The following is a 20961-nucleotide window of genomic DNA, read 5'->3' on the forward strand; positions in this document are numbered from 1 at the left end:
CTCAGCGCCAGCCAAGAGCAGCGTTGAGGCCAGCACGCTCAACGGCGCCGCCTCATTTCCCTTTACATTTCGCGTGACGCGGATCGCACAATTCGTCGGCGGACCAACCGCCCCCGAGATCGCCGAACAGCGAAGCCGCATCCACGAGCCGCGTAGCCTGAACGCTCAACGCTGTTTGTTCCACGCTCAGCAGCGTCGTCTGAGCCATCGCCACAGTCGTGTAATCGACGGTGCCAGCCTGATATTCGTCTAGCGTGATCTGCGCACCGCGCGTCGCATCTTTCACTTCCGTATCCAGAACCGTTGCCTGATCGGCCAGAATGCGAAGCCCGGAGAGATCATTCTCGACGTTTTCGAAGGCGGTCAATACAGTGCCGCGATAAAAGGCCACGGCTGAATCATAGGCCGCCTTCGCCGCAGCGACAGTCGCGCGTCGATATCCCCCCTCGAACAGCGTCTGGCTCGCACTGGCGCCGATCGACCAGACATAGTTGCCGATTTGCAGCAATCCATCCAACGGCGATGCAGCAAAACCGTCGACTGCGGACAAGGAGATGGTCGGGTAATACGCGGCAACCGCTACACCGACCGCCGCATTCTCAGCGGCCATGCTGCGTTCCGCCGCGGCGATGTCGGGCCGGCGCTGCAGCAGCGTCGAGGGCACACCCACGGGGATCGACGGCAAAGCGGGCAACGCCGTGCTGTGAGGAATGTCGAGCGCTTCCGGATTCCTGCCGACAAGAACCGCGATCGCATGGGCATATTGCGCACGTGCTACGCCGAGTGCAATCAAGCTCGATTGCGCGCTTTCCAGTTGCGTGCGCGCGGTAATCAGGTCGGACGGCGGTGTGGTGCCCGCCACTTGCTGGTCCTCTACGACATGCAGATACTGCTTGTATTGGTCGACCGTCCGTTGCAGCAAATCGATATTTGCATCGGCAATGCGCAAGTTGATCACGGTAACGGCGAGCGTCACTTGCTCGGACAGCGTCGCATAAGCGAGCGTGGCCTGAGTGGACTGCGCGGTAGCGGCATTTTGTTCGGTCGCGCGCCGCACTTTCCCCCAGATATCGGGTGCCCAACTGACGTCGCCTTCCAGCGACCCGGTATTGGTGACGCGCCGGCTGCCCCCCGAGAGGAAACCACTCGACCCGCTTGCCGCGTTTGCCGTGTTCAAGACATTCGACGTGCCTTGCCGCGTCGCCGCGGTCGTCACCCCGATGGTCGGAAACAGTGCACTACGTGCGACCCGCACCTCGGCGAGCGCTTCCTCGTAGTTCGCGTAATCCTGCTGGACCGTCTGGTTCGAGACCGCAACCATCGGCTCCAGCCGGTCAAGCAACGGATCGTGAAAGGCCGTCCACCAGTCGGTCTTTGGCGCAGTGTCGCCGGGTGAGGCCTGTGTCCAGCCCTCGAGCTCCTTGTACTTGATCGGCACGGCGGTAGTCGGCCGATGGTAGTTCGGGCCAACCATGCAGGCGCTCAGCATCAACGCGATGGCGCAAACTAGAGGGGTGCGGGAAAAAGTCATTTTCATGCGGCCGTGTCCGGTCTGCGATTCCACGGTAGACGTGCCGACCACTGCGCGAGCCTTGCGCGCAGACGATCGAGGTAAAGGTAAATGACGGGTGTCGTGTAAAGCGTGAACACCTGCGAGAGCACGAGCCCACCCATCACCGTGATGCCCAGCGGCTGACGCAGCGACGCGCCCTGCCCGATTCCGACCGCGAGCGGCACAGCGCCGAGCACAGCAGCGGCCGTCGTCATCAAAATCGGCCGCAGGCGCATGACCGCCGCTTCGTGAATCGCCTGCCGCGACTCGAGGCCATCATTGCGCTGCAGCGTGATGGCCACGTCGACCATCATGATGCCGTTCTTCTTCACGATGCCGATCAACAAGATGATGCCGATCAATGCAATCACAGAAAACGGCGTGCCGAAGATCAGAAGAGCGAGCGTGGCACCAATGCCGGCCGACGGCAGCGTCGAGAGGATCGTGATCGGATGGATCGTATTCTCGTAGAGGATGCCGAGCACGATATACACAACCGCCAACGCCGCAACGATGAGCAAGGGTACGGTGCCCATCGACTGCGAATAGGCCTGTGCCGCCCCGGCGAACGCGCCGTGTACCGCCGCCGGCATGCGGATGTCTTGGGCGGCGCTATCGATCACGGCTGCCGCCTGGCTCAGTGCGCCGCCTGGCGGCAGGTTGAACGAAATCGTTGCAGCGACGAGTCCGCTCTGGTGATTAACCTGTGTCGCCGTGTGGCCGCTCGCGTACGTTGCGAACGCGGGGAACGGCACCATCGTTTCTGCCGCTGTACTATCGGCGCTGCCGGTCGAGCCGCCCCCCTTGCTGTTCGAGATGCTGTTCGTCGTCGCATTGGCCTCGGCGTTCGCATTCAGCGAGTTGAGGGCCGGAGACGAACTCGTTGCGCTCGTCACCGCGGCGAACGGCGTCACGGCTGAAACCGTACCGCCCTGCATCTGCGTTTGCGCCGAGCCGTTCGCGTTGCCCGCCGCAGTGCTGAAGTAGATCTGATCGAGCGTCTGCGGATACTGCCAGAATTGCGGCGCGACCTCCATCACGACGAAATACTGATTGAGCGGGTTGTAAATCGTCGACACCGTGCGTTGCCCGAAAGCGTCGTAGAGCAGATTGTCGATCTGGTTCGGTTGGAAGCTATAGCGCATCGCGGTGGAGCGGTGGATATCGACCAACGTCTGCAAACCGTTTTGCTGTAGATCCGAATTCACGTCCTGCATTTGCGGATACTTGCGCAACGCATTCACGAGCTTCGGGGTCCACTCGTAAATCAGCTTGGGATCGTCACTTGTGAGCGTGTACTGATACTCGGCCGCCGATTGCCGCCCGCCCACGCGCAAGTCTTGTTGCGCTTGCAGGAAAAGCCTCGCGCCCGACACCTGATTAAGCTTCGGGCGCAACCGATTGACGACTTCCGCCGCGGAAATGTGGCGCTCCGCAATCGGCTTGAGCTCGATGAACACCTGGGCCGTATTCATGGCACGCCCGCCGGCGAAGCCCGCAACGGAGGCCACCGCCGGATCCTTCTGCACGATGGCCTGCAACTGCGCCAGCTTTTTCTCCATCGCCGGGAACGAAATGCTTTGATCGGCAATGATCTGGCCCATCAAAATGCCGTTGTCCTGCTCGGGAAAGAACGTCGACGGCAACAGCTTCCCAAGGAAGACATCGGCGACGAGCAAGCCGAACATGACGATGATGACGATCAGAGAATGATCGAGCGCGACATGCAGCGAGCGCGCATACCCTGCTTTGAAGCGCTCGAAGAGCGTCTCGATGCGTTGCGACCAGCCGCTCGTCGCATGCATCACGTTTTCCCTGCGCAACACATAGGCGCACATGGCAGGCGTCACGGTCAGCGAGACGACGAGCGAAACGAGGATCGCGATGGAAAGCGTCATCGCGAACTCGTGAAACAGCAGGCCCACAATGCCGGGCATCAGCAGAATCGGCAGGAAGACGGCAATCAGCGAAAGGCTCATCGAGATGACCGTGAAGCTCACCTCGCTGCTGCCTCGCATCGCCGCTTCGCGCGGGCTCAACCCCAGCTCGAGATACCGAACGATGTTCTCGAGCACCACGACGGCATCATCGACGACAAAGCCCGTTCCGATCGTCAATGCCATCAGCGAAAGATTGTCGATGCTGTAGCCAAGCAAGTACATCGGCCCGAACGTGCCGATGATCGACAGGGGCAAGGCAACGGCCGGCACGAGCGTCGCGCGCGGTGAGCGCAGAAATACGAAAACGACGCCAACAACGAGCAGCACGGCAATGAACAAGGTGCGCTGCGTATCGGCCACGGATGCCGTGACGGACTGAGAGTGATCGATCGCAAGGTGCACCTGCACGCCGCTCGGCAACGTCGCCTCGACCGACGGCAGGATGCGGCGCATCTGCGCAACCGTGTTGACGATGTTGCTGCCGGGCAGCGGATAGATGATGGCGATGACGGCCGATTTGCCGTTGAAAAGGCCTGCGTTACGGATGTTCTCATTGGAATCGACGACCGACGCGACATCGCGCAGCATGACGGGCGAACCATTGCGATAGGCGATCACAAGGTCGCGATACGGCGCCGCTTTGGTGATCTGATCGTTCGAGAGCACTTCATAACGCTGGGCACCGACGTCGAGGTGCCCCTTCGCGCTGTCCGCATTCGCTGCGCTGACGGAGGCGCGCACATCCTCGAGGCCGATGCCGTAACTGTTGAGCTTGTTCGGATCGAGTTCCACGCGCACCGAAGGCAATGCGGCCCCACCGAGCGTGATTTCACCAACGCCGTTCACCTGTGACAACTGTTGCTGAAGCACCGAATCAGCGGCGTCGTAAAGCTGTGACCTTGTCAGCGTATCCGACGTCAGCGCGAGCACCATGATCGGCGAGTCAGCCGGGTTGTACTCACGATAACTCGGATTGGCGCGCAGCGACGTCGGCAGATCGGCCCGTGCCGCCTGGATCGCGGCCTCGACATCGCGCGCGGCGCCGTTGATGTCGCGGTTCAGGTCGAACTGCACGACGATCATCGCGCTGCCGACATAGCTTCTAGAGGTGAGCTCGTTGACGCCGGCAATCGTACCGAGCCGCCGCTCGAGCGGCTCCGCCACCGTGGTGGCCATGATATCGGGGCTCGCGCCCGCCATGTTCGCCTGTACGACGATGACGGGGAACGTGACGTTCGGCAGCGGCGCCACCGGCAGCTTGAAGTAGGCCAGCATCCCCGAGAGGATGATCGCGACGGCGATGAGCGTTGTCGCGACAGGCCGCCGGATAAAGAGCCCGGGAATGTTCACGACCCAAGCTCCGCGCTCGCCCCAGAGTTCCGCTCACGTCCGAAGCGACGTGCCAGCCGATCGAAGAAGAGATAGATGACCGGCGTGGTAAAGAGCGTCAGCAGTTGACTCATCGTCAGCCCGCCGATAATCGCGACACCCAGCGGCCGCCGCAGCTCCGAGCCCGTACCCGTGCCCAGCAGCATCGGTAGCGCGCCCAGCATGGCGGCTAGCGTCGTCATCAGAATCGGCCGAAAGCGCAGCATCGAAGCTTCGAAGATCGCCTCGCGCGGCGACTTGCCGTGTTCGCGCTCCGCCTCGAGCGCGAAATCGACGATCATGATCGCGTTCTTCTTGACGATGCCGATCAACAGCACGATGCCGATGATGCCGATGACATCGAGATCGCTGCCCGCGATCATCAATGCGAGCAGCGCACCGATGCCGGCTGACGGCAACGTCGACAGAATCGTGACCGGATGAACGAAGCTTTCATAAAGCACGCCGAGGACGATATAGACCGCCACGATGGCCGCGATAATCAGATAGACCTCGCTCGACAACGAATCCTGAAACGCTTGCGCTGCGCCCTGGAACGTCGACGTAATGGACGGCGGCAGATGAACCGCCTTGATCGCGCCCTGGATCTGGTTCGTCGCCGTGCTGAGTGACGCACCGTTTGCCAGATTGAAGGACACCGTCACTGCCGGAAATTGCGCAAAGTGACTGATGACGAGCGGTGACTTCACGACCTTGATCGTGGCGAGATTGCTCAGCTGCACTTGGCCGCTGCTGCCCGTCTGCGTCGGCAAATACAGATCGCCGAGCGATTTCACATCAGGCAGCGTTTCGGGCTTGGCGACAAGAATGACGCGATATTGATCGGACTGCTCGAAGATGGTCGACACGATGCGCTGCCCCAGTGCATCGTAAAGCGCGTTGTCGATCGTCGCCGGTGTAATGCCATAGCGTGCGGCGAGCTGGCGATTGACTTCGACATCGATGCCGAGGCCGTCCGTGTTGAGATCGCTCGTCACTGCCGTGATCGAATTGATCTGCCGCATGCGATCCATGAGCCCGGGCACGTACTTCGCAAGCTCAGCCTGGCTCGGGCCGCGCAAGACGAACCGGTACTGGTTTCGCGAGAGCGTCGTATCGAGCGTCAAGTCCTGCACCGGCTGCATGAACAGCCGGATGCCAGGCACGTTCGCCACCTCTTGCTGCAAGCGCCGAGCGACTTTGTCCGCGCTCATCGAGCGCTTTTCGAGCGGCTTGAGATTGATGAGGAAGCGCCCGTTGTTGAGCGTGACGTTGGTTCCGTCGATACCCACGTAAGAGGTCAAGGACTCGACATCGGGATCGTGCAGAATGACTTCGGCGAGCGCCGATTGCCGCTTGACCATCTCCGTGTACGAGACCGAGTTGTCGGCCACGCTGATGCCCTGGAGCACGCCCACGTCCTGCACGGGGAACAAGCCCTTTGCAATGACGGCGTAAAGAGCCACCGTCAACGCAACCGTTGCACCTGCGACCACAAGCGTCGAAGTCTGATGATCGAGCACCCAACGCAAGCCGCGCTCGTAGGCAGCCAGCGTCTTGTCGAAGAGCCCTTCACTGATACGCTCGAAGCGGCTCGGGTGGCGTTCGGCCTGCGCTCGCAAGATCCGCGCACAGAGCATGGGCACGACCGTCAGCGAAACGACGGCCGACAGGACGACCGTCACAGCGAGCGTCACCGCGAACTCGCTGAACAGACGTCCGATCACGCCCCCCATGAACAGCAGCGGAATCAGCACGGCGATCAGCGAGACCGTCAGCGAAAGGATAGTGAAGCCGATTTGGCCCGCGCCTTTGAGGGCGGCCTGGAGCGGGCTGTCACCCTCTTCCAGATAACGCACGACGTTTTCGATCATGACGATCGAGTCGTCCACCACGAAACCCGTTGCGATGATGAGCGCCATCAGCGAAAGGTTATCGATCGAGTAGTGAAGCTCGTACATCGCTGCGAGCGTGCCGATCAGCGAGACTGGCACCGAGATGCTCGGAATGATGGTCGCCGGTATGTTGCGCAAGAACACGAAGATCACGGCCACGACGAGAACGATCGCGAGCACGAGCTCGAACGCAGCGTCGCGTACGGAAGCGCGAATGATGCCGGTGCTGTCCGAGACGACTTTGATTTTCATGCCCGCCGGCAATGTCGATTCGAGCGTCGGCAACTGCCGCATGATCTGATCGACGGTGGCGATCACGTTCGCCCCGGGCTGCCGTTGCACGTTAAGAATGATCGCGGGCGTGCGGTTGTATTTCGCGCCTTGCGCCACATCCTGTGCCGCGGCCGTGACACGCGCGACATCGTGCAGAAACACCGGCAAGCCGTTCTGGTAGGCGATGATCGTATCGAGATAGTCCTTCGGATCAGTGATCTGATCGTTATCGTTGATCGTGTAGTCGAGCTCGGGCCCGTCGAAGTTGCCTTTCGGTTGGCTCACGTTGACGTTGGCGAGCAACGTGCGCAAATCATCGATATTGAGGTTGTAGGCTGCGAGCTTGTGCGGGTCTGCCTCGACACGCACCGCCGGTACGTTGCCGCCAGACGTCGTGACGAGGCCCACACCCGGCACCTCCGAGATCTTCATGCCGAGCCGATTGTTCGTGTAGTCCTGCAACTGCGTGAGCGACAGGGACTTCGAGGTAATGGCCAGCGTCAGAATGGGCTGATCGGCAGGGTTGACCTTTGCATAGGTCGGCGGTGCCGGCAGACCGGACGGCAGGTAGCTGTTGGCCGCGTTGATCGCCTGCTGGACATCCTGCTCCGCGATGTCGAGATTCAACGAAAGATCGAACTGCAGCGTGATCGTCGAGGAGCCATCAGAGCTGTACGACGTCATCTGCTGCAGCCCCGGAATTTCACCGAGCTGGACTTCGAGCGGTGCCGTGACCGTCGTCGCCATGACGTCGGGGCTTGCGCCCGGATAGTACGTCTGAACCTGAATGGTCGGGTAGTCGACGTTGGGCAGCGACGATACCGGTAGAAACCGCACCGCTACGATGCCGACCAGCACCAACGCAATCATCAGCAATGACGTGGCGACCGGCCGAAGGATGAACGGACGGGAAAGACTCATCGGTTCGTATGCCTGCTTTACGATGCTGTTTTCGAGTCGTCGCGATGGTGCTCGTGACGGTGATGGGCGTGAGCGGCACTGGCGGGGGCCGCGTCGTCGGCATCGCCCTCATCCCCTTTGCCTGCACCGGCGATGCGGACGTCCGCGCCATCGCTCAAGCGATCCATGCCGTCGGTGACAACCTTATCGCCTTGCGCCAGGCCCGACAGAATCGCCGTGTACGGGCCATTGGTCGGCCCCGGCGTGACTTTGTGGACCGAGACGGTGTTATCGGCATTGACAAGATAAACGTAGCTGCCGGGTGCCCCGGTCTGGACCGCCGCCGTCGGCACGAGGACGGCTTGGTGCAGGACGTCGACAAGCAACTTCACGTTCACGAACTCATTCGGGTAAAGCTTTTCGTCCTGGTTGTCGAACATCGCGCGCAGCGTCACGGTGCCCGTGCTCGTTGCGACTTGATTGCTGAGCGCGTACAACGTGCCCGTCGCAATGGGCTTGTTGTTGTTGCTGTCGGACACCGTCACGGGCAGTTTTGCGCCCGCTTGCATGCGCTCGCTCACTTGGCCGAGCGAGTCTTGAGGCACGGTGAACTCGACCGTGGTCGGTTTCATTTGCGTCACGACTGCAACGCCCGTCGAGCTGGAGGCTGTGACATAGTTGCCGGCATCGACGAGACGCAAGCCAACCCGCCCCGAAATCGGTGACGTGACGTGGCAGTAGGTCAGATCGAGATCGTATTGCGCGATGCTGGCGAGGTCGGCCTTTACCGCGGCCTCGTCCTGTCGCACGGTGAACTGCTCATCGACGAAAGTTTGTTGCGCGATCGACTTCCTGTCGTTCAATTCACTATAGCGCGCGAGGTCCGAGCGGGCCTGCGACAGCGTCGCCTGGTCCTTCGCCAATTGCGCCTCGGCCTGCTGCTTGTCGATCAAGTACGGGCGCGGATCGATCTGGACGAGCAATTGCCCTTTCTCGACATCCTCACCTTCCTTGTACGCAACGTTCATCAGATAGCCGCTCAGTTCCGGCTGGACCATTACCGTCGCGATCGGCGTGACCGTGCCGAGCTCGCTCAATGTCACCGGCATGTCGCCCAGCGTCGCAGACGCGGCCGAAACGACTTGTGCCGTGCGGTGCATGCGCGGGGGCTTCCGGTGCATCACGTGGTACGCGATCGCGGCCGCCAGCAACACCAGGATGGCTAGTGCTACGGCCGTTCCGAGGCGATGGCTTTTCTTGGCCGGCGTTGAGACAGTTTGACTAACTTGATTGGATGGCTGCATAGCGTGAGCGCAAAGTTTGCCTCCCCACGCTGGCGTAGTCGTGGCAAGGCTATGTTGGGCTCGACTCTAAGCGAAAAGCCACATGGTTTGCGCTACGGGACGTTACGGTGTATTTCGTTCGATAACACGCCGGCATCTCCGGTAATACATTGTTGCGCCTTTTAAACGTGGCGCACGATACGTATCTGTGTTTGCAGCATTCGGATCTGCAGTGAATCGACTCGATCGACGAGCTTCGATCGGCCATGGTCAGAGCGACCCTGGCCTTGGTTCGCGCAAGAGAAGGAAAGAAGAGAGAAACACGCAGAAAACAAAAAACCCCGCGAGCCTTGAGCCGACGGGGTCTTTTTGAGACATCTAAACTTCTTTAACTACTGCTCTGCTTTTTGGTGGAGGTAAGCGGGATCGAACCGCTGACCTCTTGCATGCCATGCAAGCGCTCTCCCAGCTGAGCTATACCCCCTTGCAGAACAGAAATGAGATTCTATAGGGTGATCCTGCGCTTGTAAATACCCTTTTCATGCTTTCCTGCATTTTTTTGCGAATGCGGCACGGACGGGCATCTACAAAAGGCATTCGCCCATCGCGTCACGCCGAGACGCCCCCTTCGATCCGGCCGATCGCGACGTCGGGCGTGAACAGCGCCAGCACCGCGTCGATCGACGGCGTGTGTGTCGTGCCCACCACCAAAAGACGCACGGGCATGGCGAGCTGAGGCATCTTGAGCTTGTGCGCGCCGAGCGTCGCCTTCAATGCCGCGGCGATGTTCTCCTTCGTCCATGGCGCGGCACGCAGCGCCGCGGCCAACTCGAGAAGCGCGGGCCGCACTGCCTCAGTGACATGCTGCGCGAGCGCTTCTGCGTCAGGCGCCGGCACGCGATAGAACATCGCCGAGTTCTCGGCGATCTCCTTCACGGTATTTGCGCGGTCCTTCATCAGTGCGATGACCGCCGCAAGATCGGGGCCGCTCGCAAGCGTTGCCTCGTCAATGCCGATCTCCGCCAAAAAAGGCTTTGCCAACTCGGCTAGACGCGCGTTGTCAGCTTCCTTGATGTAGTGGTTATTGAGCCAGTTGAGCTTGTTGTGGTCGTACTGCGCTGGCGACTTGCCCAAATGCTCGAGGTCGAACCATTCGATGAATTGTTCGCGCGAAAAAATCTCCGCATCGCCATGCGACCAACCGAGCCGCGCCAGATAGTTGAGCACCGCCTCAGGCAAATAACCGGCATCGCGATAGCCCATGACGCTCATCGCGCCATGACGTTTGCTCATCTTCTCGCCCGCTTCATTGAGCACGGTCGGCAAATGTGCAAACACAGGCGGCTCCATGCCCAATGCGCGCATGATGTTGATCTGTCGCGGCGTATTGTTGACGTGGTCGTCCCCGCGAATCACGTGGGTGATCCGCATGTCGATGTCGTCGACGACAACGCAGAAGTTGTAAGTCGGCGTGCCGTCGGGCCGCGCGATCACGAGATCGTCGAGCTCCTCGTTCGAAATCTCGACGCGCCCCTTCACCTCGTCATCCCACACCACGCTGCCCGAGAGCGGGTTCTTGAAGCGGATCACCGGCTCCACGCCAGCCGGCGGCGTCGGCAAAACCTTCCCAGGCTCGGGGCGCCATGTGCCGTCGTAGCGGGGCTTCGCGCCCGCCTCGCGCTGCCGCTCGCGCAACGCGTCGAGTTCTTCGGTCGACATGTAGCAGGGATAGGCAAGCCCTTGATCCACCATCTGCGCAACGACTTCGCGGTAACGGTCCATGCGCTGCATCTGATAGAAAGGACCCTCGTCGTAGCCAAGCTCAAGCCATGCCATGCCTTCGAGAATCGCATCGACCGAGGCGGACGTCGAACGTTCGACGTCGGTGTCCTCGATACGCAGCACAAACGTGCCCTTCATCTTACGAGCGAAGGCCCACGGATAAAGCGCGGAGCGAATGTTACCGAGATGGATGAAGCCAGTGGGACTCGGGGCAAAACGGGTACGAACGGTCGACATAGGCGGATTCGCGCGAGAAACGAAAGACGGAAAAAGAATGCGCAATTATAACCGGCGCTTCGAACACGTCTGGCCTGCCATGCGACCAACCCCAGGCCCACAGGCAATGCCGCGCCTCCGTGCGTACCCCCTTTTACCGTATGATGTGCCCCGCGCCGCGTCGCGCCCACGAGGGGCATTAACGCCTACGGTGGGCAGCAAGCCGATTCGGCACGCGGCGGGCCATCCCCGTTGGAGACATTCGTTGAAAGTTTCTTTGCCCCGCGCGCCCCATCTTTCACGCCGCAGCTTTTCGGTGGCCTGCGCCTCGGCCCTACTGGGCGCCTGCGCCTCATCGCCCTCGAATCCGGACGAGCGCAGCCCTATCGCCCACGCACCCGCCCTATCAGGCACCCCACCCGTCGCCGCAGCGCCCACGCGAGCGCTGCGGATTGGACTTGCTCTCGGCGGCGGCGCCGCGCGCGGCTTCGCGCACATTGGCGTCATCAAGGCACTCGAAGCGCGCGGGCTGCGCCCGGACCTGGTATGCGGCACCAGCGCCGGATCGGTTGTCGCCGCACTCTACGCGTCGGGCATGAACGGCATCGCCATCAACAAACTTGCGCTGACGATGGATCAAGCTTCGATCAGCGATTGGGCCATGCCGTTTCGCGCACGAGGCTTCCTGCAGGGCGTCGCTCTGCAGAACTACATCAATACGACGCTTGGCAATCGCCCAATCGAAAAGATGGCGAAACCGCTTGGCATCGTGGCCACCGATCTACGCTCGGGGCAGCCGATTCTGTTCGAGCGAGGCAATACCGGCGTCGCCGTGCGCGCGTCGTGCAGCGTGCCATCGATCTTCGAGCCGGTGAAAATCGGCGGACATGAGTATGTCGACGGCGGGCTCGTGAGCCCCGTCCCCGCTTCGTTCGCGCACAAAATGGGCGCGGACTTCGTCATCGCCGTGGACATCTCGTCGGATCCCGAAACGGCCGTGACGCAAAGCTCCTTCGACATCCTGCTTCAGACGTTCACGATCATGGGTCAGTCGATCAAGACGTACGAACTCGAGAAGTACGCCGACTTCGTCATCCGCCCCAACCTCGCGGCCATGAGCAGCAGCGATTTTGGGCAACGCTATGCGGCGATCCTCGCCGGAGAGGAAGCCGTCGCCAAGGCCTTTACCCAGCTGGAGGCGAAGCTCGCGACAACCCGGGCACGAACCGCCTGAGCGACGCACAGAAGCAAGAAGCCCGCGGCGCACTCATGCGCACCGCGGGCTTCTTGTTGACGATCCCCAAAGGGGGCGTCGCACAGCTTGAAGAACTTGCCAGCCTCTGGCCGACCGATCACTTGTTGGCGTTCGGGTCTATTGTTGTGCTCACACGCTGACGCAACTCATCCACCTTGCCCGAGAAATCCGTTTCGACGCGGCGCGCACCCTTGAAGCGCTTCTCCCAATAGCGGTCATCCAAATCGTCCACGCGAATCGTGCTGCCCGTCGACGGCGAATGAACGAACTTGTTGTCGCCGATATAAATGCCGACGTGGGAGATCGTCCGACGCACCGTATTGAAGAAAACGAGATCGCCTGGCTTGAGATCACTGACGCGAACCTTTTCGCCAACCCGGCTCATTTCCTCTGCGCGGCGCGGCAGGTCGAGGCCGAGCGTGTCCTGGAAGACGTAGCGGACGAAACCGCTGCAATCGAGCCCCGAATCGGGTGAGTTACCGCCCCACCGATAACGGACGCCGATCATGTTGAGCGCGCCAACAACGACATCGCTAGCCTTGCCCGCCATGCCCGACAAAAACGCTTTGGCGCGACCGCCCTCGGTCGTCGCAGTTGCGGCGGTTTGCGAATTCGGGGTCGAATCAGAAGAAACCTGAGGAGACAGCGAAGGCGATTCAACTTGAACGGATGCGGGGATCGACGTTGCGGCGCTTTGCGGCAAGTTGGTCGCTTCGTCGGCGAACGCCCCCGCTGCTGCGGTCATTAACACGCCAACGAGCATTCCGGCGACGACGCGCGAGCTAGCTTGGGCAAAGTATCGTGGCGGCATCGGACAGTAGAATATTCTTAAGAATCAGGGCTCTGCAAAAGTTTGGACGATACTAGCCACAATGTAACCAGTTGTCAAAAACAATTTAAATAAAAGCAATCGGGGCGATTGCGTACTAGGACAACTCAATCCTGCAGAGTGGCTGCAAGCAGCCTTCTTGTATAAGCATGGGCCGGACCTGAAAATATTTTCTCGGCGTCGCCCGTCTCGACGATTACCCCGTTGTGCATGACCGCGACGCGATGGGCCATCGCCTCGATGACGGCCAAGTCGTGACTGATAAAGACAAAGCCGAGGTCGTACTTGCGCTGCAGATCGATCAAGAGCGCGAGCACCTGCTGCTGAATCGACACATCGAGCGCGCTCGTCGGCTCGTCGAGGACAAGCAGCCGCGGCTCGAGCACGAGCGCGCGCGCGATGGCAATCCGTTGACGTTGCCCGCCCGAAAACTCATGCGGGTATCGGGCCAGCGCCGTGGGTTCGATCCCCACTTCACGCAGCATCGACACAACCTTATCGCGCCGTGCGGCAGCGCCCAATTCCGGGCGATGCAGCGCAAGCCCTTCCCCGACGATGCGCTCGATCGTCTGACGCGGAGAAAGCGAGCTAAACGGATCTTGAAAGACGACCTGCATATTCGATCGCAACACGGTGCGATCACGGCCCCGGTAGCTCGCCAGCGCTCGCCCCTGGAATGCGATCTCGCCCTGCGCCGTGCGCTGCAGGCCGAGCAGCGCCATCGCCAGCGTCGATTTGCCTGAGCCCGATTCCCCGACGATGCCGAGCGTCTCGCCTTGGCGCACCATCAGACTGACGTCCGAGACTGCTGCAAATTGCCCGGAGCGGAACCACCCGCGCACACCGGGCAGCGCGGAGCGAAAAGTCACGGACACCTCGCGCGCCTCGAGCAAGGTCGGCGCCAGCGACTGCAGAGGATGAACCGCCCGCCGCGGACGGCTTTCGATGAGCCGGCGTGTGTAGCGATGCTGCGGCGCATCGAAAATCTGCTGGACCGGGCCGCTTTCGACGACCATACCCTGCTCCATCACGACGATGCGCTCGGCAAAGCGGCGTACTAGATTCAAATCGTGGGTGATCAACAGCACGGCCATCCCGCGCTTGGCTGCTTCCTCGCGTTGGAGTTCGAGCAGAAGATCGACGATTTGCGCGCGAATCGTCACATCGAGCGCGGTTGTCGGCTCGTCGGCCAGCAAAAGACGCGGACGGCACGCGAGCGCCATCGCGATCATCGCGCGCTGCCGCTGGCCGCCCGACAATTGATGCGGATAGCTCGTCACCCGCTTCTGCGGTTCGGCAACGCCTGTGCGCGCGAGCAACTCGATTGCGCGGCGCCTCGCCTCACTCGCCGGCACGCCTTCGTGCGCGACGATTGTCTCAGCGATTTGCTCGCCGATCGTGTAAAGCGGGTTCAGCGCCGTCATCGGCTCCTGGAAAATCATGGCGATATCCGAGCCGCGCAGGCCCCGCATTTCGCGCTCGCTCTTCGTCGTCAGCTCAGCGCCGTCAAACCGGATCGCCCCCGTCACTTGCGCATCGCGCAACAACCGCAAGATCGCGAGCGCCGTCACCGTCTTGCCCGAGCCTGACTCGCCGACAAGCGCAACGCGCTCGCCGCGGGCGATTGCGAGCGAAACGTCCTGCACCGCAACCGTCTCGCCGAATCTCACTTGCAATTGCTCGATCGATAGCAGCGGCTCGGAATTGGGCTCACGCTCGAGCCGTGCTGCGTGCATCGGTGTCGCGCTCATTGGTTGCCTCCTGCGCGCATCGCATCGGCAATACGCGTATCGAGCGCATTACGCAACGCGTCACCCATAAACGTCAGCAGCAACAACGTCGAAACCAGCACGCCGAACGTCGCCATTGAGATCCACCATGCGTCCAGATTCGCCTTGCCTTCGGCGAGCAGCTCGCCAAGGCTCGGCGTCGGCGGCGGGACGCCCAGGCCGAGAAAGTCCAGGCTCGTGAGTGCCAGAATCGCGCCGCTCATGCGGAACGGCAAAAACGTGATGACGGGCGTAAGACTGTTGGGCAGCACGTGACGCCAGATGATTTGCCAGTTCGAGAGCCCCATCGCACGCGCTGCGCGCACGTAGTCCTGATTCCGATTGCGCAAAAACTCGGCGCGCACGTAATCGGCGAGGCCGATCCACCCGAACAGCGAGAGCAGCACGATCAGCAACAACAAGCTCGGCTCGAAGATCGACGCGAAAATGATGAGCAGATAGAGCTCCGGCATGGCGCTCCAGATTTCGATGAGCCGCTGCGCCACGATATCGGTTCGGCCTCCGAAGAACCCTTGCACGGCACCCGCCAGCACGCCAAGCACGCTGCCGATGAACGTCAGAACGAGTGCAAACTCCACGGACACGCGAAAGCCGTACAACAACCGCGCGAACACATCGCGGCCCTGCTGATCGGTGCCGAGCCAGTTCTCGCGCGAGGGCGGCGCCGGATTGGGCGCCTTCGAGACATAGTTGATCGTGTCGTAGTAATAGTGATTGGGCGGATAAAACGCGAAGTTGCCGGGGAAATTGAAACGACGCCGCACATAAGGATCGAGATAATCGGCTGGCGTCGGAAAGTCCCCGCCGAACGTTGTTTCCGCGTAGGTCGTGACGAGCGGAAAGTAAAGCTTGCCCTCGTAGCGCACGACGAGCGGCTTATCGTTCGACCAGAGCGGGCCCGCCACGCTCAAAACGAAGGCCGCGGTGAAAATGAGCAGGCTCCAGAAACCCAGGCGCTGTGCCTTGAAGCGCCGCCAGACGCGCCGCATTGGCGACGTTGAGACAACCGCGCCTGATGTGTCGTGGAGCGCTGTTACGCCGGCGTCGATACGGGGGCGGGCTCGGTTCAACTCAACGCTCCATCTTCTCGAATTGGATGCGCGGATCGACGAGGACATAGCAGAGGTCGGAGACCAGCTTCGTCGCAAGACCGATCAGCGTGAACAGATACAGCGTGCCGAGCACGACTGGATAGTCGCGCCGCACGACCGATTCATACGAGAGCAGGCCGAGTCCATCGAGCGAAAACAGCGTCTCGATCAAAAGGCTCCCGGTAAAGAATGCGCCGATAAACGCCGAGGGAAAGCCGACGACGAGCGGCAACATCGCGTTGCGGAAAACGTGTTTCCAAAGCACGCGCCGCTCAGTCAATCCTTTGGCGCGAGCAGTCAAGACGTACTGCTTTTTGACTTCGTCGAGAAACGCATTCTTGGTGAGCATCGTCACGATCGCAAAGCTGCCGACGACGGATGCCGTGACCGGCAACACGATATGCCAGAGGTAGTCGACAATTTTGCCGCCCAGCGAGAGCTGCGAAAAATTGTCCGAAACGAGCCCGCGCAGCGGGAAAATCTGGAGGAACGTGCCGCCTCCGAACAACACGAGCAACAGCACACCGAGCACGAAGCCCGGAATGGCATAGCCGACCAGCACGATAAGGCTCGTTGTGATGTCGAACGCGGAGCCGTTTCGGATCGCCTTGGCGATGCCAAGCGGCACTGATATCAAATAGGTGAGAAAGAACGTCCAGAGCCCGATGCTGATCGACACCGGCAGCTTTGAAACCACGAGCGACCAAACGCTGCGGTGGTGCAGGTAACTCTCGCCAAGATCGAAGCGTGCGAAATGCGAAAGCATCAGCCAATAGCGTGTGAGAGGCGGCTTGTCGAAGCCATACAGCGCTTTGAGCTGCGCGATCTGCTGGGCATCGACGCCCGTATGCGCACGCAAGCCGAACGGCGGTGCGCTGACTTGCCCTTCCTGGGCCGCCCCTTTGCGCAGCTCATAGGCGAGTTGCTCCACCGGGCCGCCGGGCACGAACTGAATGACGACGAACGTCACGGTCAATACGCCGATGAGCGTCGGAATCATCAACAACAGCCGTTTCAATATGTAGGCCCACATACTCATTCATCCATCGAAGAGCGAATTGGCACTGCAAGCAGTGTTTTCTCGTCCCACTGCATCCCTTGCCTCTACTTGCCTCTAGCGCGCAGCACTGGGTTGCGTGTTCGGTGCGCGCCACCACGTCGATACGATCCAGTCTTCCGCCGAATAGTAAAGCGGCAGCGTGCCGGGATAGCGCAGCGTGCGATCGTAGGCAATGCGATGCGTCGTGCTGTACCAATGCGGGACGATGTAATAGCCGTTGATGAGCACGCGATCGAGCGCGTGCCCCGCATCGAGAAGCTGCTCTTTCGTCTGCGCTCGAACGAGAGCGTGCAAGATCGCGTCAACAGCCGGCGACTTCAAGCCGAGCATGTTGTCCGAGCCTTGCTGATCGGCCGCCTCGCTGCCAAATCGCGACACCTGCTCGGTGCCGGGCACAGGCGACCCCGGCCAGCGCACGATCGTCATATCGAAGTCGAAGGCATCGTAGCGCTTCTGGATCAACGCGAAGTCGACCGTCCGAAATGTGAGCTGAATGCCCAGCTTGGCGAGATTGCGGGCGTAGGCGGCAACGACCGGCTCCATCGACGCACCGGAGCCCGAATCCTCCAGCACTTCGAATTGGAACGGCTCGCCTTTCGCATTGCGCAGCGCGCCGTCGCGATACGTCCATCCAGCCTGCGCCAACAGGGAACGTGCCGCGAGCAGGTTCGCGCGCAACGAGTTAGGCGCATCGGTGTCCGGCTGCTCGGGCATTGGACCGAACACCGCAGGGTCGAGCTGCGCACGCAGCGGATTCAAAAGGGTCAGCTCGCCCGCAGTCGGCATCCCGCTCGCCTGAAGCTCGCTGTCCGCGAAGTAGCTCTGCAAACGCGTGTACACACCGAAGAACAGACGATCGTTGAGCCACTCGAAATCGAAAGCCAGATCGAGTGCTTGGCGCACACGGACATCCTGAAACATGGGCCGGCGCAAATTCATGACGAAGCCTTGCATGCCCGCACCGTTGTGCTGACGGAACTCGCGCTTGACGAGCTCACCGTTGTCGAATCGCTTGCCGACATCACGCCGTGCCCAGTTGCGCGCCACGTACTCGACGAGCGCGTCGTACTCTCCCGCTTTGAACGCCTCGAGCCGCGCGACGCCATCCGCATAAAGCTTGTACGTAACGCGCTCGAAATTGTTCGTGCCGATGCGCACGGGCAACGCTGCGCCCCAGTATGACGGATCGCGCCGATACGTGATCGTGTGGCCGCCGTCGTAGCTTTCGATCAAGTACGGCCCACTGCCGATCGGCTTCTCGAAGGCCAACCGGTCGAACGGCACGCGCGTGCCATCCTGCTTCATACCCCACTGACGCGAAAACACGGGCATTGCGCCCGCAATGAGCGGTAGCTCTCGATTCGGCTGCTGGAAATCGAAACGGACGGTGGCGGGATCCACGACGACAGCGCGCGCGATGTCAGCGAAATAAAGCGCGAACTGAGGCGCCGCCTGCGGGCTCTTGAGCGTATCGAAGGAATACACGACGTCGGCCGCCGTCACTCGCGTGCCATTCGAAAAATGCGCGCGCGGGTTGATGTGAAACGTGACCGAACGGCGATCGGGCGCGATGCGAATGTCGTCGGCGAGCAATCCATAGGCCGTCGCCATCTCATCCGAGCTACCCGTCGTGAGGCTCTCGAACAGCATGCCGATGCCGGGCGCCGCACTGCCGCGCAACGTAAACGGGTTGAACTTGTCGAAGCTTGTCAGCCGGTTCGGATTCGTCAACACGAGCGTACCGCCCTTCGGTGCGTCGGGATTGACGTAATCGAAGTGCTTGAAGCCCTCCGAATATTTCGGTGTACCGAATTGTGCGATGGCGTACACGGCCCGCGCGGGCAACGGCAGCACGAGCGAGCACGCGCAACACACAAGGAGCGCTGAACGCACAAGGCCATGCAGCGCGAAAGCCCGTCGCAAACCTGTCGTCATGGGCGAATGTCGATCGGTAAAGAATGGCGTTGTGAGAGAATTCTATACAAACCCACTGCCGGGCACCCGATAACGCGTCTCGCGGACCCTGCCGGGCGTTGTCTGAATAGGAGAATTCATGGGCTTTCTTGCTGGAAAACGCATTGTACTGACCGGATTGCTGTCCAACCGCTCGATCGCCTACGGCATCGCGCAAGCCTGCAAGCGCGAAGGCGCGGAGCTTGCCTTCACGTATGTCGGCGATCGCTTCAAGGACCGCATCGCCGAGTTCGCAGCCGAATTCGGCAGCGATCTGATTTTTCCCTGTGACGTTGGCGACGACGCACAGATCGACGCCCTCTTCGCCTCGCTCAAATCGCACTGGCCCACTATCGACGGGATCGTTCACTCCATCGGCTTCGCGCCGCGCGAAGCCATCGCCGGGGATTTTCTCGACGGCATGTCGCGCGAGAACTTTCGCATCGCGAACGACATCTCGGCCTACAGCTTCCCAGCGCTTGCCAAGGCTGCCCTGCCGATGCTCTCGCCGAATGCCGCGCTTTTGACGCTTTCGTATCTGGGTGCCGAGAAAGTCGTTCCGAACTACAACACGATGGGCGTCGCCAAAGCTGCGCTCGAGGCCAGCGTCCGCTATATGGCTGGCTCGCTCGGGGCTAAAGGCATTCGAGTGAACGCCATCTCGGCTGGCCCGATCAAGACACTGGCCGCCAGCGGCATTAAAGGATTCGGCAAGATTCTCGACTTCGTCGAAGCCTACGCGCCGCTCAAACGAAACGTGACGATCGAAGAAGTGGGCAATACGGCAGCGTTCCTGCTTTCAGATCTCGCAAGTGGAGTGACGGCCGAAGTGGTTCATGTCGACAGCGGCTTTCATGCCGTCGTCGGGGGAATGGCCGTAGCCGCGGAGTAAGTGGCTCAATCAGCCGGCGCCGCTCAGGCGCTATCGCTGCGCACATAAAAAGCCGCCTGCCGGTCAGTGACCGGCAGGCGGCTTTTTTACATAGCGCGCGGCAGTGTGTTTGCTGCCTTACGACCACAGCGGGTCAACGATGCCAGCCGTCGTGTCCGTAGCCATGCCCGTGGTAACCACCGTGATGGCGATACCACTCATCGCGTCCCCACCAGCGCCGGCCGTCCCAGTAGCGACCGCCATGCCAACCAAGGACGACCGCAGGCCCTGCATAGACCGCTCCCGGCGCATAAACGACAGGCGGGGGCGGCGCATAGACCGGCGCCGGCGCAACGTACACGGGCGCCGGCACCCCGATGTTGACGCCAATACCCACGCCGGCCATTGCCGCGCTTGAAGTGCCAATCGCCAGTGCAGCCGCGACGTAAGAGAAGATGCGTGCAGGTTTCATCATGACAGTCTTATTTCCCATGAAAACAATTCAACAGGATTTGTGTTCCATGGCGACAAATATACCGCAAGGCAACTTCCAGCATATTTCATAGTTGTAACGTTTGCTGCACGATATGTGTGGCGTCGCAAGACGTCATCACAATGGACGCAGTCTCGGCTAACGATTTGTCAATGATTTACCAACACCTTACTAACCAATACATAACTAACTTCTAACCATTGGCTAACAATTAACCTCCACGACGAGACGCCCCCTCACCGCGCCTTTCAATAATTGTTGCGCGGCGGAAATAGCCTCTGTCAGGTTGATCGTCGTTGCCATCGTTTTCAGCAATGCTGAGTCGATCTCGTTTGCGAGCCGTCTCCATGCTTCCCTACGCTGCGTGGCCGGGCGCGTCACACTGTTGATGCCAAGGAGGCTCACGCCTC

Annotated in this window: 13 protein-coding genes, 1 tRNA gene and 1 pseudogene; 2 read left to right on the forward strand and 13 right to left on the reverse strand. The window is 60.9% G+C overall.

The genetic code is table 11. The features are described from left to right. Nucleotides 1-52: 52 nt before the first annotated feature. The 6 genes from VL598_RS09240 to gltX all read right to left on the reverse strand — a co-directional run bounded on the left by VL598_RS09240 (nucleotide 53) and on the right by gltX (nucleotide 11230). On the reverse strand, nucleotides 53-1537 hold the full coding sequence (locus VL598_RS09240) for an efflux transporter outer membrane subunit (RefSeq protein ID WP_414718687.1): 1485 nt from the start codon (nucleotides 1535-1537) through the stop codon (nucleotides 53-55). Continuing rightward, nucleotides 1534-4842, reverse strand: coding sequence for an efflux RND transporter permease subunit (locus VL598_RS09245; RefSeq protein WP_325326411.1), 3309 nt, complete (start codon nucleotides 4840-4842; stop codon nucleotides 1534-1536). The genes VL598_RS09240 and VL598_RS09245 overlap by 4 nt, the downstream gene beginning before the upstream one ends. Further along, a complete protein-coding gene (locus VL598_RS09250; protein ID WP_325326412.1) occupies nucleotides 4839-7949 on the reverse strand; it encodes an efflux RND transporter permease subunit in 3111 nt (1036 codons plus the stop codon). The genes VL598_RS09245 and VL598_RS09250 overlap by 4 nt, the downstream gene beginning before the upstream one ends. A gap of 17 nt (nucleotides 7950-7966) precedes the next feature. After that, the gene (locus VL598_RS09255; RefSeq protein WP_414718688.1) at nucleotides 7967-9232 is read right to left on the reverse strand and encodes an efflux RND transporter periplasmic adaptor subunit; all 1266 of its coding nucleotides are present in this window, start codon (nucleotides 9230-9232) and stop codon (nucleotides 7967-7969) included. A 387-nt stretch (nucleotides 9233-9619) separates the two neighbouring features. Next, a tRNA-Ala gene (locus tag VL598_RS09260) sits at nucleotides 9620-9695 on the reverse strand. A gap of 125 nt (nucleotides 9696-9820) precedes the next feature. Next, nucleotides 9821-11230, reverse strand: a complete 1410-nt coding sequence (gltX, locus tag VL598_RS09265) for a glutamate--tRNA ligase (protein WP_325326414.1) — start codon at nucleotides 11228-11230, stop codon at nucleotides 9821-9823. A 106-nt stretch (nucleotides 11231-11336) separates the two neighbouring features. On the opposite strand from gltX, the gene VL598_RS09270 reads away from it, so the two are divergent. Further along, nucleotides 11337-12443 (forward strand): patatin-like phospholipase family protein, encoded by a 1107-nt coding sequence (locus VL598_RS09270; protein ID WP_414718689.1) that lies wholly within the window; start codon nucleotides 11337-11339, stop codon nucleotides 12441-12443. A gap of 118 nt (nucleotides 12444-12561) precedes the next feature. On the opposite strand, the gene VL598_RS09275 is transcribed toward VL598_RS09270, so the two are convergent. The 5 genes from VL598_RS09275 to VL598_RS09295 all read right to left on the reverse strand — a co-directional run bounded on the left by VL598_RS09275 (nucleotide 12562) and on the right by VL598_RS09295 (nucleotide 19169). After that, the gene (locus VL598_RS09275; RefSeq protein ID WP_325326415.1) at nucleotides 12562-13275 is read right to left on the reverse strand and encodes a C40 family peptidase; all 714 of its coding nucleotides are present in this window, start codon (nucleotides 13273-13275) and stop codon (nucleotides 12562-12564) included. A gap of 125 nt (nucleotides 13276-13400) precedes the next feature. Continuing rightward, on the reverse strand, nucleotides 13401-15044 hold the full coding sequence (locus VL598_RS09280; protein ID WP_325326416.1) for a dipeptide ABC transporter ATP-binding protein: 1644 nt from the start codon (nucleotides 15042-15044) through the stop codon (nucleotides 13401-13403). Beyond that, nucleotides 15041-16072, reverse strand: coding sequence for an ABC transporter permease (locus VL598_RS09285; RefSeq protein ID WP_325326422.1), 1032 nt, complete (start codon nucleotides 16070-16072; stop codon nucleotides 15041-15043). Before VL598_RS09285 ends, VL598_RS09280 begins: the two co-directional genes overlap by 4 nt. An 82-nt stretch (nucleotides 16073-16154) precedes the next feature. After that, nucleotides 16155-17207 (reverse strand): microcin C ABC transporter permease YejB, encoded by a 1053-nt coding sequence (locus tag VL598_RS09290; RefSeq protein ID WP_325326423.1) that lies wholly within the window; start codon nucleotides 17205-17207, stop codon nucleotides 16155-16157. An 81-nt stretch (nucleotides 17208-17288) separates the two neighbouring features. After that, nucleotides 17289-19169, reverse strand: coding sequence for an extracellular solute-binding protein (locus VL598_RS09295; RefSeq protein WP_325326417.1), 1881 nt, complete (start codon nucleotides 19167-19169; stop codon nucleotides 17289-17291). 118 nt (nucleotides 19170-19287) lie between these two features. Here VL598_RS09295 and fabI point away from each other — a divergent pair, with 118 nt between their 5' ends. Next, nucleotides 19288-20079 carry an enoyl-ACP reductase FabI gene (fabI, locus tag VL598_RS09300; RefSeq protein ID WP_325326418.1) on the forward strand — a complete coding sequence of 264 codons (792 nt, stop codon included), beginning with the start codon at nucleotides 19288-19290 and terminating at the stop codon, nucleotides 20077-20079. A gap of 133 nt (nucleotides 20080-20212) precedes the next feature. Here the strand turns inward: fabI and VL598_RS09305 are convergent, their stop codons facing one another. Both VL598_RS09305 and VL598_RS09310 read right to left on the reverse strand, forming a co-directional pair. After that, entirely contained in the window at nucleotides 20213-20530 is a 318-nt protein-coding gene (locus VL598_RS09305; protein ID WP_325326424.1) for a hypothetical protein, read from the reverse strand. Between the two features lie 225 nt (nucleotides 20531-20755). Further along, a pseudogene (locus VL598_RS09310) lies at nucleotides 20756-20961 on the reverse strand (oxidoreductase); the annotation flags it as partial.

Source organism: Trinickia sp. (assembly GCF_035492435.1).
GTDB lineage: Bacteria > Pseudomonadota > Gammaproteobacteria > Burkholderiales > Burkholderiaceae > Trinickia.

Bases quoted from the DNA above. Each gene is read 5' to 3' on its own strand.
- VL598_RS09240 (WP_414718687.1), bottom strand. From the start codon at position 1,537: ATGAAAATGACTTTTTCCCGCACCCCTCTAGTTTGCGCCATCGCGTTG.
- VL598_RS09255 (WP_414718688.1), bottom strand. From the start codon at position 9,232: ATGCAGCCATCCAATCAAGTTAGTCAAACTGTCTCAACGCCGGCCAAG.
- VL598_RS09275 (WP_325326415.1), bottom strand. From the start codon at position 13,275: ATGCCGCCACGATACTTTGCCCAAGCTAGCTCGCGCGTCGTCGCCGGA.
- VL598_RS09280 (WP_325326416.1), bottom strand. From the start codon at position 15,044: ATGAGCGCGACACCGATGCACGCAGCACGGCTCGAGCGTGAGCCCAAT.
- gltX (WP_325326414.1), bottom strand. From the start codon at position 11,230: ATGTCGACCGTTCGTACCCGTTTTGCCCCGAGTCCCACTGGCTTCATC.
- VL598_RS09270 (WP_414718689.1), top strand. From the start codon at position 11,337: ATGCCGCGCCTCCGTGCGTACCCCCTTTTACCGTATGATGTGCCCCGC.
- VL598_RS09285 (WP_325326422.1), bottom strand. From the start codon at position 16,072: ATGCGGCGCGTCTGGCGGCGCTTCAAGGCACAGCGCCTGGGTTTCTGG.
- fabI (WP_325326418.1), top strand. From the start codon at position 19,288: ATGGGCTTTCTTGCTGGAAAACGCATTGTACTGACCGGATTGCTGTCC.
- VL598_RS09295 (WP_325326417.1), bottom strand. From the start codon at position 19,169: ATGACGACAGGTTTGCGACGGGCTTTCGCGCTGCATGGCCTTGTGCGT.
- VL598_RS09305 (WP_325326424.1), bottom strand. From the start codon at position 20,530: ATGAAACCTGCACGCATCTTCTCTTACGTCGCGGCTGCACTGGCGATT.
- VL598_RS09290 (WP_325326423.1), bottom strand. From the start codon at position 17,207: ATGTGGGCCTACATATTGAAACGGCTGTTGTTGATGATTCCGACGCTC.
- VL598_RS09250 (WP_325326412.1), bottom strand. From the start codon at position 7,949: ATGAGTCTTTCCCGTCCGTTCATCCTTCGGCCGGTCGCCACGTCATTG.